This is a genomic window from Pseudomonas sp. TSO6, from assembly GCF_056098905.1.
The window spans coordinates 1-13,262 of sequence record NZ_JBLZWV010000053.1; the positions used below are offsets into that span (position 1 = coordinate 1).

A 13,262-nucleotide genomic window follows, 5' to 3' on the forward strand; every position below is an offset into this window, starting at 1 on the left:
TTCTTAGAGTAAACCGCTCAAATCCTGGGGGCGCTGTGCGCCCCTTTCGCGACACAAGGCCGCTCCCACAGGGGCCGCAGCAGGCTGGCTCAGTGGTGCTGCTTGCCACTCAGGGCGGCATGGAAGTGGGCACTCTGGCGCAGGTACTGCTCGGTGTAGCTGTGGGTGGCAGAAGCCTTGCTGCTGTCGGCATGGGCATGCGCCGGCAGTACGACCGATGCGGAAATGGCGGATGCGGCAATAACCGGGAAGAGATTGAAGTTCATCTGGGCTGACCTCGACGGCGGTGGTTTGACGGTGGCCCGTTTGGGCCTTGGGTCAAACTTACGCCGCCGAGGCCGCACGCAAAAATTCATTGCGGCAGTACCGATTATCACGCTGATCGATATCACTCGATGAACTTGAGGTCCGACGGTGCATCCTGCTTCAGCGTCTGTACCGTCTCCAGCAGCTTGCCACTGCGCGGATCGCGACGTATCACCACGATCTGGTTGCTCATCTGGTTGGCCACCAGCAGGAAGTTGTCACTCGGGTCCAGGGCAAACTCCCGAGGGTGATCGCCTTCTACCGGGCGACGCTGCAGGAACGTCAACTGGCCATCCTGCTTGCCCACGCTGAACGCCACAATTTCATTGGCCGTGCCACGGTTGCTCACGTACAGGAAGCGCCCGTCCGCCGACAGGTGCAAGCCACCTGCTGCCTTCGCTGCGGCCTCCTGGCGCTCGGTCAGGGGTAAGCGCTGGCGTTCAACCAGGTTGCCGTCCTGCACATCGAACATCACCACCTCGGCGTTCATTTCCAGGGTGAGGTAGGCGTGCCGGCCCTTGGCGTCGAACAGCAAGTGACGCGGGCCGCTGCCCGGCGGCAAGGCCACGGACGCAGGTATCGCCGCTGTCAGCGGGTGGTCGGCACTGGCACCGTCGTAGCGGTAGATGAACACCTTGTCGGCCCCCAGGTCGCTGGCATACAGGTGCTGGCCATCCGGCGACAGCACCAGCGAATGCACGTGGGCACCGGCCTGGCGCTCAGGGTTGACCCCGCTCGCCTTATGCCGGGCCTGTTGCACCACGGGCTTGAGCGTGCCGTCCTTGGTCACCGGGATCACCACCAGGCTGCCACCGGGGTCGGGGTTGACCGCGTAGTTGGCCACGAACAGGTAGCGCTGGTCACGGCTGAGGCTGGCGTGGGTCGGCTCGTCGCCCTGGGTGGCCACCTGATTGAGCGGCTTGATTTCGCCTTTGCTGCTGATGCTGAAACTGCTGGCATGGCCCTGCGGGGTCTCATTCACTGCAAACAGCTGACGCTGGTCGGCCGACAGCACCAGCCACGAAGGGCTGACGCTCTTCACCACCTGAAGGGGCGTGGGGTCGATACGGCCGGCCTTGTCGTCGAACTGATACCGGTAGATGCCCTGGCTGGCACCATCGGTATAGCTGCCCACCAGCAAGGTAGCGGCGTGGGTATTGATTGTGAGGCTCATCAGGCTAGCGGTCAGCAGGCTCGTCCAGATCCGGTTCATCTTGGTCATCATCCGGGGCGCGAAAGGCACTCATACAGACTAGCCGATGCTCGCCGTTGGCATCGTTGAGTTGCCATTCATCACCTGTGGCGATAGCCGCGGCGACTTGTTCGGGGGTGAAGGACCAGCGACGCAGCTGGCGGCCGTCCATGCATTCGACAGTGAGGCCGGATGCGTCGGCGGTGAAATCGAAGGCGTGCAGGCCGTCGATCAGGAGCATGTCGCAGGACTGCAGGGCGGTGGCGAGGGGGGACATGGGGGTACCTGTGGGAGATGTGGCGGCATTATAACCCTGGGGCTGCTTTGCAGCCCATTCGCAGCACAAGGCTGCTCCTACAGGGGATCGCGTAACCCTTGTAGGAGCAGCCTTGTGCTGCGAATGGGCCGCAAAGCGGCCCCTTGCGATTCAGTGGGCGAAAATCGAGCCCCCCTCCTTGCCCACCATCTTCTCCGGCTTTATCAGGAACCGTGCCAGCGCCGGCAGCAGCCACAGCGCGCCAAACATGTTCCACAGCAGCATGAAGGTCAGCATCAGCCCCATATCAGCCTGGAACTTGATTGCCGAGAAGATCCAGGTGCACACGCCGATGGCCAGGCACAAGCCAGTGAACAACACGGCTTTACCCGTCGAACGCAGGGTCTGGTAATAGGCCTCCTGCAACGGCAGCCCCGCACGCAGGAAGCTTTCCAGCCGGCTGTAGATGTAGATGCCGTAATCCACGCCAATCCCCACGCCCAGCGCCACCACCGGCAAGGTCGCCACCTTCACCCCGATGCCCATGTAGGCCATCAGCGCATTGCCCAGCACCGAGGTCAGTACCAGCGGCAGGACGATGCACAGGGTGGCGGCGAACGAGCGGAAGGTGATCAGGCACATCACCGCCACACAGATGTACACCAGGATCAGGATGGTCAGCTCGGCCGACTTGATCACTTCGTTGGTCGCCGCCTCGATCCCGGCGTTGCCCGCCGCCAGCAGGAACTGCAGGCCTTCCTTGTTGTGGCTGTCGGCAAACGCCTTGGCCGCGGCAGTGACCCGCTCCAGGGTCTCGGCCTTGTGGTCGTTGAGGAACACCAGCACCGGCGCCAGCGAGCAGTCACCGTTGTACAGGCCATCGGCACGGGCGATGGAGTTGTTGAGGATGTCCGGATTACGCGACAGGGTTTCCCATTTCAGGCTGCCCTCGTTCATGCCCTTGATCACCTGCTTGGACACGGTCACCAGGGAAATCGCCGACTGCACACCCGGGGTGTTCTGCATGGTCCACATCAGCTCGTCGATCGGCGCCATGGTCGAGTGGACCGAGCACTGCTCCGGCGGGGTCTTGACCATGATCACCAGCACGTCGGAACTGGTCGAGTAGTTGCTGATGATGAAGCTGTTGTCCTGGTTGTAGCGCGAGTCGGGGCGCAGCTCAGGCGCGCCCTGGTCGAGGTCGCCGATCTTCAGGTTCTGGCTGTACCACAGGCCGCCCGCGAAGGCGACCAGCGCCAGGGTGACAGACACCGGCGCCACCTTGGCACTGGCGAAGTTCGACAGCAGGCGCCAGAACGGGTGCTCGCGGGTGGCGTCCTTCTTGCTGCGCTCGATGGCCTTCTTGCTGATGCCAACGTAGGAAATAGCCACCGGCAGCAGGATCAGGTTGGTGAACACGATTACCGCCACGCCGATGGACGCACCGATGGCCAGCTCGCGGATTACCCCGATATCGATGATCAGCAGGGTGATGAAGCCCACTGCGTCGGCGAGGATGGCGATCATGCCCGGCAAGAACAGCTGGCGGAAGGTACGCCGGGCCGCCGTGAGGGCGTTGTCAGCATCACTCGACTGCAAGGCGATGCCGTTGATCTTCTGCACCCCGTGGGAAATGCCGATGGCGAAGATCAGGAACGGCACCAGCATCGAGTAAGGGTCCAGGCCAAAGCCCACCGCATGCATCAGCCCAAGCTGCCAGACCACCGCCACCAGGGTGGTGATGAGCACGGCAATGGTGCTGCGGATGCACCAGGTGAACCAGTACAACAACACCCAGGTAATCGCCAGGGCGACGCCGAAGAACATCGCCACCATCACCAGGCCATCAATCAGGTCACCGACCTTCTTGGCAAAGCCGACAATGTGGATTTTCACATTGGGGTTCTGCGCCTGGAACTTGTCGCGGATCTTCTCTTCCAGCAGGTGCGAGAATTGCTGGTAGTCCAGCTTCACCTGCTTGCCCGGGTCCTGCGGATCGGGGTAGCTCTCCAGCAGCGGTACGTCGACGATGCTGGACTTGAAGTTGTTACCCACCAGGCGCCCAACCTGGCCGGACTTGAGCACGTTGTCGCGCAGGGTATCGAGGCTGTCCTGCGACCCGTTGTAGGTGTTGGGGATTACCTCGCCACCGGAAAAGCCCTCTTCGGTCACCTCGCTCCAGCGCACGCTGGGGCTCCACAGCGACTTCAGCCCGGCACGGTCGACGCCGGGGATGTAGAACACCTCGTCGTGGACCTGGCGCAGGGTCTCCATGTAGTCCTTGTCGAAGATGTCGCCGTTCACCGCTTCGACCGAAATGCGTACGGTGTTGCCGAGGTTGGCCAGGTCGTTGCGGTGCTCCATCATCTGCTCGATGAATGGGTGCTGCAGCGGGATCATCTTCTCGAAGCTGGTGGACGGGCGAATCTGCGTGGCCTGCCAGAACAGGAAAATGCTCACCAGCACGCACAGCGCGATGACCACGGGGCGGTTGTTGAAGATCAGGCGTTCGAGCAGCGTGGCCTTGTCCTGGTGGTGCGGGTGCATGGTAATGCTCTCCCTGCTGGTCATTGGCTCGCCCCCTCGGCACCTTGGGCATCCGCCAGGTGTACACCGCCCTGCCCTACCAGCAGCAGGCCGCCATTGGCCAGGCCGCTGACGCCAGCCAGGGCGATGCGGTCGGCGCGGTTGTACACGCTGAAGGTCTGGCCGCCATCGGCACTGCGCAGCACGCTGCCGCCGTTGCCGACCAGCACCAGGGTGCCATCATCGAGAAGCGTAGCGCTTGCCAGGCCGAATTCGAGGTTGCCGCGCGCGACCTTGAGCTCGATCGGCTGCCAGCTGTCGCCAAAATCGGTGGAACGGAACAGGTTGCCGCGCAGGCCATACGCCAGCAGGGCGTTCGGCTGGGCGGTGCTGATCACGCCGAACAGCGAGCCCTCGTAAGGGCCCTGGACTTTGGCCCAGGTCTGGCCGTTGTCGGCGGAGCGGAACATGCCACCCTGCTCGCCCACGATGAACAGGCCGGCGTCACGCACCCGGGCGATACCGTTCAGGTGCAACTGGTCAGGGTTGTCCAGGCGCTCGGCCACGTCCTGCCAGTGCTGCCCGCCGTCCGTGGTTTCCAGCAAGGCGCCGTAGGCACCCACGGCAAAGCCGTGCTGGGCGTCGAGGAAGGCAACATCGAGCAAGGGCGCTTCGCGGGCGAGGTCTTCGAACTGCTTGCTCCAGGTGGCCCCGCCGTCGTTGCTGGCGAGGATCTGCGCATCGTGGCCGACCGCCCAGCCGCGCTTGTCATCGAGGAAGAACACGGCGGTGAGCAGCTGCCGGGTGGGGACCCGGGCCTGGGTCCAGGTGCTGCCCTGGTCGTCGGAGAACAGAATGTGGCCGCGATCACCCACCACCACCAGGCGCTTGCCGGCATGGGTGGCGTCGATCAACAGGCTTTGGCTGGCCTTGGCGGATTCGGTGGAGTATTCGTCGGCGGCGGCGGCCTGGGCACTGTCGGCCCACACCCCCAAAGCCAGTGCCAGCACTGCGCTGGCCGCCCATGGCCAGGCACCACGCCTGGCTGGCGCCCGTAGCGGTTCCCTCATGACTGCCCCCTTGTTGTGTTCTTGTTGGTGGGTCAATGCATTGCAGGTACTGCGAAAAGCCTGATCTAGAGGCCTGCAATAGCTTGAGGGGATCGTAGCGGGGATGTTGGCGGGGATACAACGGGCGGGGTGTTATGTTTTGTTATCCGGGAATGCAGGGGCTGCTGTGCAGCCCTTTCGCGACACAAGGCCGCTCCCACAGGAGATCGCATACACCCGAAAATCATGCGGTCTCTTGTGGGAGCGGCCTTGTGTCGCGAAAGGGCCGCGAAGCGGCCCCATGATCTACCAGGCTTACGCCAGGCTCTTGCTCACCACTTCATACACATCACTGGACAGCTCACCCGAAGCCAGAATCCGCTCCAGCTCACCCTTCATCAGCGCCTGACGCGCAGCGTCATATTTGCGCCAGCGGGTCAGCGGCGCCAGTTGCCGCGAGGCAATCTGCGGGTTAAGCGCATTCAGCTCGATGACCAAGTCCGCCAGGAAGCGGTAGCCCGAACCATCCGCCGCATGGAAGTTGACCAGGTTCTGCCCGGCAAAGGCCCCCACCAGTGCACGTACCTTGTTCGGGTTCTTCAGGGTGAACGCCGGGTGCTGCATCAACGCCTTGACTCGCGCCAGCCCGCCCGGCAGCGGGCTGGCCGCCTGCACGCTGAACCACTGGTCCATGACCAGCGGGTTGTCCTTGAAGTGCTCGGCAAAAGCTTCCAGGGCCTTGGCCCGCTCGGCTTCGAACGGCGAATTCACCAGCACCGCCAGGGCGGTGAGGCGTTCGGTCATGTTGTCGCACTGATCGAACTGCTCCAGGGTCGCTTCCAGCACCTGCGCCTTGCCGCTCTGCATCAGGTACGACAGGGCGATGTTCTGTAGGCTGCGGCGGGCAAAGTGCTTGGCCTCGGCTACATAGGCAGTGCTGCGCGACACTTCACGGTTGGCCTGGTAACGCGCCCACAGGGCGTCGAACAGCTGCTCGGCGATCTGCTGGCGAGCGAACTCGCGGGCTGCGTGGATGGCGTCGACGTCGGCCACCTGGCTGATCTCGGTGAGGTACGCCTCACCCGGCAACGAGAGCATTTCGGCAACCATGGCCGGGTCCAGCGACGCGTTACCCAGCACGGTGCCCAGGGCCGTGATCAGGCGCTGGTCGAGTTTCAGGGCTTCGCCGCGTTGATGCTGGCCGATCAGTTCTTGCAGTACCTGCACCGACAGCTGCTGGCCCGCTTCCCAGCGGTTGAAGCCGTCGCTGTCGTGCTGCATCAGGAACATCAGCTGGTCGCGGTCGTAAGGGAAGCTGAGCTTCACCGGCGCACTGAAGCCGCGCAGCAGCGAGGGCAGCGGCTTGGCCTGGACACCTTCGAAGGTGAAGGTCTGCTCGGCCTCGGTCACCGGCAGCACGCGGCTGGTGCCGCCAGCAGCGGCTTCACCGGCCAGGCGCAGCGGCAGGTCATTGCCTTCGGCGTCCAGCAGGCCCAGCTCGACCGGGATCACGAACGGCAGTTTCTCGGCCTTGTCCGGGGTTTGCGGGCAGCTCTGGCGGAAGTTCAGGCTGTAGGTCTGCGCAGCAGCGTCATAGGCTTCGCTGACTTCCAGGCGCGGGGTACCGGCCTGGCTGTACCAGCGCTTGAACTGGGTGAAGTCGACGCCGTTGGCGTCTTCCATGGCCTTGATGAAGTCGTCGGTGGTCACCGCCTGGCCATCATGGCGTTCGAAGTACAGGTCGCTGCCTTTGCGGAAGCCTTCGTTACCCAGCAGGGTACGGACCATACGCACCACTTCGGCGCCCTTCTCGTACACGGTCAGGGTGTAGAAGTTGGAGATTTCGATGAAGCTGTCCGGGCGCACGGGGTGGGCCATGGGGCCGGCGTCTTCGGCGAACTGGTGGGTGCGCAGGTAGGCGACGTCTTCGATGCGCTTGACCGTGGGCGAGTTCATGTCGGCGCTGAACTCGGCATCGCGGAACACCGTGAAGCCTTCTTTCAGCGACAGCTGGAACCAGTCACGGCAGGTGACACGGTTACCCGACCAGTTGTGGAAGTACTCGTGGGCGACCACGCCTTCGACGCGCTGGTGCGCGGCATCGGTGGCGGTTTCGGCACGGGCCAGCACACAGCTGGAATTGAAGATGTTCAGGCCCTTGTTTTCCATGGCGCCCATGTTGAAGTCGTTGACCGCAACAATCATGAAGATGTCCAGATCGTACTCGCGGCCGTAGACTTCTTCGTCCCAGCGCATGGACTTCTTCAGGCTGACCATGGCGTGGTCGCACTTGTCGAGGTTTTCGGGCTCGACATAGATGCGCAGCATCACATCGCGGCCAGACTGACGTGTGAAGTTGTCCTCGACGCACCACAAGTCACCGGCCACCAGCGCAAACAGGTAGGCCGGCTTCTTGAACGGGTCTTCCCAGGTTGCCCAGTGGCGGCCATCTTCAGCCGGCCCGCTGCCGGTCGGGTTGCCGTTCGACAACAGCACCGGGTAGCGATGCTGCTCGGCAATCACCGTGGTGGTGAAGGTGCTCATCACGTCCGGGCGGTCGAGGTAGTAGGTGATCTTGCGGAAGCCCTCGGCCTCGCACTGGGTGCAGAACATCTTGCCCGACTTGTACAGGCCTTCCAGTGCAGTGTTGCTCTCGGGGTGGATCTTCACGCTGGTGTCGAGGGTGAACTGCTCGGCCTTGGGCTGCAGCGTCAGGCTGTCGGCTGCGAGCTGGTAGTCGCCCGCCTGCAGTTCCTGGTCGTCCAGCGCGGCGCGCAGCAGTTCCAGCTGCTGGCCGTCGAGCACCAGCGGCGGCAGGCCGGCACCGCGTGCCGGGTTGCGGCGCATGACCAGTTGCGCGTGAACCAGGGTGTGGTCCTCGAACAGCTCGAAGGTCAGGTGCGTCTCGTCGATCAGGTACTCGGGCGCCTGGTAATCCTTCAGGTAGATCACTTGCGGTTGTTCGGTACGCATGTGCAGGTCCTTTTTACTGGAGCACGGCCAACTGGTAGGCCGTGTACTTGCGAATATTGATCACACCGGTGTCGAAGATCAGGTACTGACCTTTGATACCCAGCAGCGTGCCTTCGGCCACCGGGTCCTTGTCGAGGTTGAAGCTGACGATCTTTTTCGGGTAGGCCTCGACCGGGTACTTCATCTGCACCACTTCGGCGTCGTGCAGCGGCTGGATCGCCTGCAGGCCAAAGCGCCCGTGCAACTCACGCAGGCCATCGGCGCAGGCGTCGAAGATCTGATCGCGGATAGCCGGCAAGTCGAGCACCTCGGCATCGCCTTTGAGCAGCGCGCGCCAGTTGGTGCGGTCCGGCACCTGGCTGCGCAGCACGTCTTCGACCAGGCCTGACTGCTGACGGGTAGCCACACGCATGATCGGCAGGGCCTGGCTGGCGCCCTGGTCGAGCCAGCGGGTGGGCAGCTGAGTGGCGCGGGTGATGCCGACCTTGATCCCTGACGAATTAGCCAGGTAGACCACGTGGTCGGTCATGCAGAACTGTTCGCCCCAAGACGGCTCGCGGCAGGTGCCAGCGTCGTAGTGGCATTTTTCCGGGGCCATGATGCACACATCGCACTGGGCCAGCTTGGTCATGCACGGGTAGCAGTAGCCCTGGCTGAAGCTGGTCTTGGTGCGTTTGCCGCAGTGGTTGCAGTGAATGGCGCCGAGGTATTCCAGGCGCAGGCGCTGGCCGATCAGCGGGTTGACCGGCACCTGCGTGTCATCAAGGCGGAAGCTGTATTGCACCACGGGTGCCTGCAGGCTTACCGCCATTTTGCTCAACGAGCCACGAGCGAGTTCGATCAATGTACCGAGTCCGATTTGAACAGAATGTTGGCGATCGGCGCAGACTTCGATGCACATTCCTGCGGGCCCATGTAGCCGGTGCGCTGGTCTTCGGGCAGGTTCTGGATCTCCCAGGCGATCACGGCTTGCAGCGACAGCTCTTTTTGCTCGGCGGTGAGCTTGCGGCCATCGGACCATTTGCCGATTTCCACGGCCAGTTTCAGGCTCTCGTAGATTTCCGGTGTGATGTTTTCAATCATTTGCGCGAAAGTGGACATAGTGTCTCCTGATTCAAGCCGACAGTTTACGCCGGGCCAGCGCCCCACCCAAGAGCCCGGTCAGGCATCCGATGAGCAACCCGCCAACATGGGCGGCGTTGGCGATCTGGCCGAGGCCCAGCGTGCCGACCACACCGGTCAGGCATACCACCAGCCAGATCAGCATCATCACCAGCACGCCCTTTGGCAGGTTGAAGTAACGATTGGGCGCCAGCCACTGATACAGCCAGATATGCCCGAGCAAACCGTACAGCACGCCAGACAGGCCGCCGAACAGGCTCGGCCCGCTGGTGTAGTGCTGGGCCAGGTTGGACACCAGGCTGAACAGCAGGGTCAGGCCCAGCAGCATCCAGGGGCCCTGGCGCAGTTCGATTCGCTTGCCCAGCTCCCAGTACCACAGGCTGTTCATGGCCAGGTGCAGCACACCGAAGTGCAGCAGCATGGGCGATACCAGGCGCCACCACTGGCCTTCGTCCAGAACTTGCGCCAGCGAGCTGAAATACAGGTAGTCGCCCTGGACGCGGAAGTCGAGGAAGGTGAACCAGCTGATGGTGGTGAAGTTGTCGCCCAGGCTGGTGAGGCCGGCGACGATGAAACACAACAGCAGGGTTAGGGTGGTGACCTTGCAGGCTTTGGCCTGTTCTACCAGGGAGGGCTGTGTGGGGCTATTCGCGGGCATGCTCGCTTGCCCTGGTTCCTCTGCCACCTGGATGTCGGCATTGCCGTCGGGGTAGCGTTGGTAGAGTTGCAGCACGTCTTCAACCAGGGTGTCAGGAGCCCAGAGCACCTGGGCATCGCCGTCCTCGCTCACCCGGTGCGGCACCTGCAGGCGCTGCAGCAGGTGGATGAAGCCGCTGAGGTCGACCGACAGCGGCAGACGCATCACTTCGATAATGTTCATTGGTTGGCCTGTGGGCGGTCGACGTCGACCCAGACGAACTTGTGCGGGTCGATGCGGGTTTCATCATCCAGCCGGTAGGCGGCCAGCTTGCCGTAGAGCACGGCACTGTAGTCCAGGCAGGCCAGGTTGGCGCGGATCGGCGCCGGCCGGCCGCTGCGCCAGTAGTGGCCAACGAACAGCAAGGGCTCATCTTCGGCATAACGCAGCAAGGCGTTCTTCTGGCTGTGGCTGAGCGGGGTACTGGCCACTTCTTCGGGCAGGGCATCGGGCTGGAACACGATGTCGCCGTAGGTTTGCGGGTCTTCTTCCCAGAACTTGGTGCGGAAGAAGGCGCGGGTCAGGCCGTCGCCGCCGGTCAGGGTCAGGCCGTCCGGCAGGCGCATGTCGGTGCCGCGCAGCAGGCGGTTGCACACCGTGTCGGCGAAACTGCCACTCACCGCCGAGGCCTGGATGAAGTGTTCATCAATGCGCCCGTCAGGGTATTGCTGGCGCAGCGGCTCGATCAACCGCGGGTCCCAGCAGGCGTGCACCAGGCGGAAGCGCCCGGCGTCGATGAACAGCGGCAGCTGGTAGAACCAGTTGACGAAGTCGTGCCAGTCGCCGGGGTGGTGGGCGAACTGGGTGAGGGTTTCATCGATCAGCCGGGCGTGGCGTGGCGTGTGCTCGCGCACGTAGGCCTTGCCGCTGCCGGGCAGCGCCGGGGTGACCCAGCCCAGGGCGTTGTATTCGTGGTTGCCCATGATACAGAACGCCTGGCCGGCCTCGACCATGTCATGGACGATGTGCAGCGCCTCGCGAATGCGTGGCCCGCGGTCAACGATATCGCCCAGGAACAGCGCCAGGCGCCGCGGGTGGCGCCACACGCCGGCCACACGCTTGTAACCGAGGGCGTCGAGCAGGCGTTCAAGGGTCAATGCACAGCCGTGCACGTCACCAATGATGTCGAAACTTCGCGCCGGATCGAGCATCAGTCGTCCCTGCTCCCCAGACGGCTGCCCCAACCCAGTTTGGTGCGGCAGACCTCGTAGTAATTGTGGTCCAGCGGGTGGATAAGGCGCAGCTTCTGCGGTTTCTTGCTCACCGTGATGGTGTCGCCGGGGGCGCAGGTAAAGTGGTTCTGGCCGTCACAGGACACCTGCGGGTAGATCTGCAGGTCCTTGGACACCACGATCTTCAGCTCGCTGTTGCCGTCGACCACGATCGGCCGGCCCGACAAGGTGTGCGGGTACATCGGCACGATAACGATGGCATCGAGCTTGGGGTGCATGATCGGGCCACCAGCCGACAGCGCGTAGGCGGTGGAACCGGTGGGCGTGGCGACGATCAGGCCGTCGGCCTTCTGGCTGCAGACGAACTGGCCGTCGATGTAGATCTCGAACTCGATCATGCGCGTGGACTTGCCTGGGTGCAGCACCACGTCGTTCAGCGCATCACCCTGGCCGATCGCTTCGTGGTGGCGACGCACCTCGGCCTGCAGCAGGAAGCGGTTTTCCACCAGGTAGTGGCCGTCGAGCACTTCGGCAACTTTCTCTTCCAGCTCGTCAGGGCGGATGTCGGTGAGGAAGCCCAAATTGCCACGGTTGATGCCCAGCACCGGAATGTTGTGCCGGGCCAGTGCACGGGCGGCGCCCAGCAGGCTGCCGTCACCGCCGACCACGATGACCAGGTCACAGACCTCGCCCAGCAGCTTGCGGGTGGAGGTTTGCAGGCCATGGCCGGGCAGTACTTCGGCAATGGTGTCTTCGAGAATCACATGCAAGTGGCGCTCGAGGAGGAATTTTTTCAGTCGGCGAATGGTGTCGAGCACCTGCGAGCTGCCAAGGCGACCGATGATACCGATATTGCGAAATTGCTCCATGGGGCTCCTGCGGGGCTCTGCGACGGGTGACGATGGACCGATTATGGGCGAAACCACCGGGCAGCGGCAAACCGGCTATGCTCGCTGGATGATGCCATTCGCCCTGCTCAACGACCTGCCCCGGCAGCTACGCCGCCCCGCCGTGCGCGACCTGGCCTGGGCCCTGCTGTCGCCGCCCCTGCTCAGCGCCCCGCCCTGCCCCCAGCGCCACCCGCTGACGGGCAGCCTCTGGGCGCAGCAACCGCAGCGCCTCGAAGGCTGGTTACGGGCGCTGGATGCCGACGATCGCCCGTTGCGCGAGTGGCTGGCAAAGCTCGGCAGCCGGCGGCTGGGGCTTTACTACGAACGGCTGTGGCAATTTGCCCTGGGCCAGGCACCCGGCATCGAGCTGCTGGCGGCCAACCTTGCAATCCGTGACGGTGGGCACACCCTGGGCGAACTGGACGTGGTGCTGCGCGACCGCGACGGTGTGCACCACCTTGAGCTGGCGATCAAGTTGTACCTGGGACCGCAAGACGCCGGGCACGACCCGCATGCCTGGCTGGGGCCGGGGTGCCATGACCGGCTGGGGACCAAACTTGCGCACCTGACGGGCCACCAGTTGCCCATGTCGAACGGCGCGCACAGCCGCGAGCTGTTGGCGCGGTTGGGGGTTGAGCAGGTGCAGGCACACGTGTGGCTGGGTGGCTACCTGTTCTATCCGTGGCCTGGGCATGCCGAACCACCTGCGGGCGCCAACCCGCAGCACTTGCGCGGGCGCTGGGTGCGCCGGCGGGACTGGGTCATGGCAGAGGGGGAGCATTGGCAGCCCTTGCAGCGGCATGCCTGGCTGGCACCTGCGCGGGTCGAGCCAGGCGAAGGCTGGACGGTGGAGCAGTTTGCGGCCTGGTTGCACATGCTTGAGCGGCAGGCGCCGGCGCAGCTGCTGGTGAAGTTGGAGCCTGATGCCGAGGGTGCCTGGCAGGAGGTGGAGCGGGTGTTTCTGGTGGCTGATGACTGGCCGCACGTACCCGGTGCCTGATGTTACCTGTACCGGCCCTATCGCCGGCAAGCCAGCTCCCACAGGTACTGCACAGGCCCCAGGCTCATCGTCGTACCTG

General features: G+C 63.8%; 12 protein-coding genes. 1 reads left to right on the top strand and 11 read right to left on the bottom strand.

The features are described from left to right. Positions 1 to 89: 89 nt before the first annotated feature. The 11 genes from ACN6NG_RS21580 to ACN6NG_RS21630 all read right to left on the bottom strand — a co-directional run bounded on the left by ACN6NG_RS21580 (position 90) and on the right by ACN6NG_RS21630 (position 12,162). On the bottom strand, positions 90 to 266 hold the full coding sequence (locus ACN6NG_RS21580) for a hypothetical protein (RefSeq protein ID WP_165931660.1): 177 nt from the start codon (positions 264 to 266) through the stop codon (positions 90 to 92). Positions 267 to 388: 122 nt separating this feature from the next. After that, a complete protein-coding gene (locus ACN6NG_RS21585; protein ID WP_474316123.1) occupies positions 389 to 1,519 on the bottom strand; it encodes a lactonase family protein in 1,131 nt (376 codons plus the stop codon). After that, on the bottom strand, positions 1,485 to 1,775 hold the full coding sequence (locus ACN6NG_RS21590; protein WP_004577427.1) for a DUF5629 family protein: 291 nt from the start codon (positions 1,773 to 1,775) through the stop codon (positions 1,485 to 1,487). Before ACN6NG_RS21590 ends, ACN6NG_RS21585 begins: the two co-directional genes overlap by 35 nt. A 150-nt stretch (positions 1,776 to 1,925) precedes the next feature. Beyond that, positions 1,926 to 4,301, bottom strand: a complete 2,376-nt coding sequence (locus ACN6NG_RS21595) for an efflux RND transporter permease subunit (RefSeq protein WP_063425058.1) — start codon at positions 4,299 to 4,301, stop codon at positions 1,926 to 1,928. Positions 4,302 to 4,321: 20 nt separating this feature from the next. Beyond that, positions 4,322 to 5,350, bottom strand: a complete 1,029-nt coding sequence (locus tag ACN6NG_RS21600) for a WD40/YVTN/BNR-like repeat-containing protein (protein ID WP_474316127.1) — start codon at positions 5,348 to 5,350, stop codon at positions 4,322 to 4,324. A gap of 294 nt (positions 5,351 to 5,644) precedes the next feature. After that, on the bottom strand, positions 5,645 to 8,302 hold the full coding sequence (gene pepN / locus ACN6NG_RS21605) for an aminopeptidase N (RefSeq protein WP_353456896.1): 2,658 nt from the start codon (positions 8,300 to 8,302) through the stop codon (positions 5,645 to 5,647). Between the two features lie 13 nt (positions 8,303 to 8,315). Beyond that, positions 8,316 to 9,146: a DUF2797 domain-containing protein gene (locus tag ACN6NG_RS21610; RefSeq protein ID WP_049277534.1), complete on the bottom strand. Its 831-nt coding sequence runs from the start codon at positions 9,144 to 9,146 to the stop codon at positions 8,316 to 8,318. Beyond that, positions 9,143 to 9,403: a YeaC family protein gene (locus ACN6NG_RS21615; RefSeq protein WP_016500845.1), complete on the bottom strand. Its 261-nt coding sequence runs from the start codon at positions 9,401 to 9,403 to the stop codon at positions 9,143 to 9,145. The genes ACN6NG_RS21610 and ACN6NG_RS21615 overlap by 4 nt, the downstream gene beginning before the upstream one ends. Before the next feature lie 13 nt (positions 9,404 to 9,416). Next, complete coding sequence (locus ACN6NG_RS21620) at positions 9,417 to 10,304, bottom strand: rhomboid family intramembrane serine protease (protein ID WP_049277532.1); 888 nt, start codon at positions 10,302 to 10,304, stop codon at positions 9,417 to 9,419. Continuing rightward, on the bottom strand, positions 10,301 to 11,275 hold the full coding sequence (locus tag ACN6NG_RS21625; protein ID WP_169725181.1) for a metallophosphoesterase: 975 nt from the start codon (positions 11,273 to 11,275) through the stop codon (positions 10,301 to 10,303). The genes ACN6NG_RS21620 and ACN6NG_RS21625 overlap by 4 nt, the downstream gene beginning before the upstream one ends. Continuing rightward, positions 11,272 to 12,162, bottom strand: coding sequence for an NAD(+) kinase (locus tag ACN6NG_RS21630; RefSeq protein ID WP_008090067.1), 891 nt, complete (start codon positions 12,160 to 12,162; stop codon positions 11,272 to 11,274). The genes ACN6NG_RS21625 and ACN6NG_RS21630 overlap by 4 nt, the downstream gene beginning before the upstream one ends. A gap of 43 nt (positions 12,163 to 12,205) precedes the next feature. Between ACN6NG_RS21630 and ACN6NG_RS21635 the strand changes: the two genes are divergently transcribed. After that, a complete protein-coding gene (locus tag ACN6NG_RS21635) occupies positions 12,206 to 13,183 on the top strand; it encodes a DUF1853 family protein (protein WP_474316131.1) in 978 nt (325 codons plus the stop codon). Positions 13,184 to 13,262: the final 79 nt, after the last annotated feature.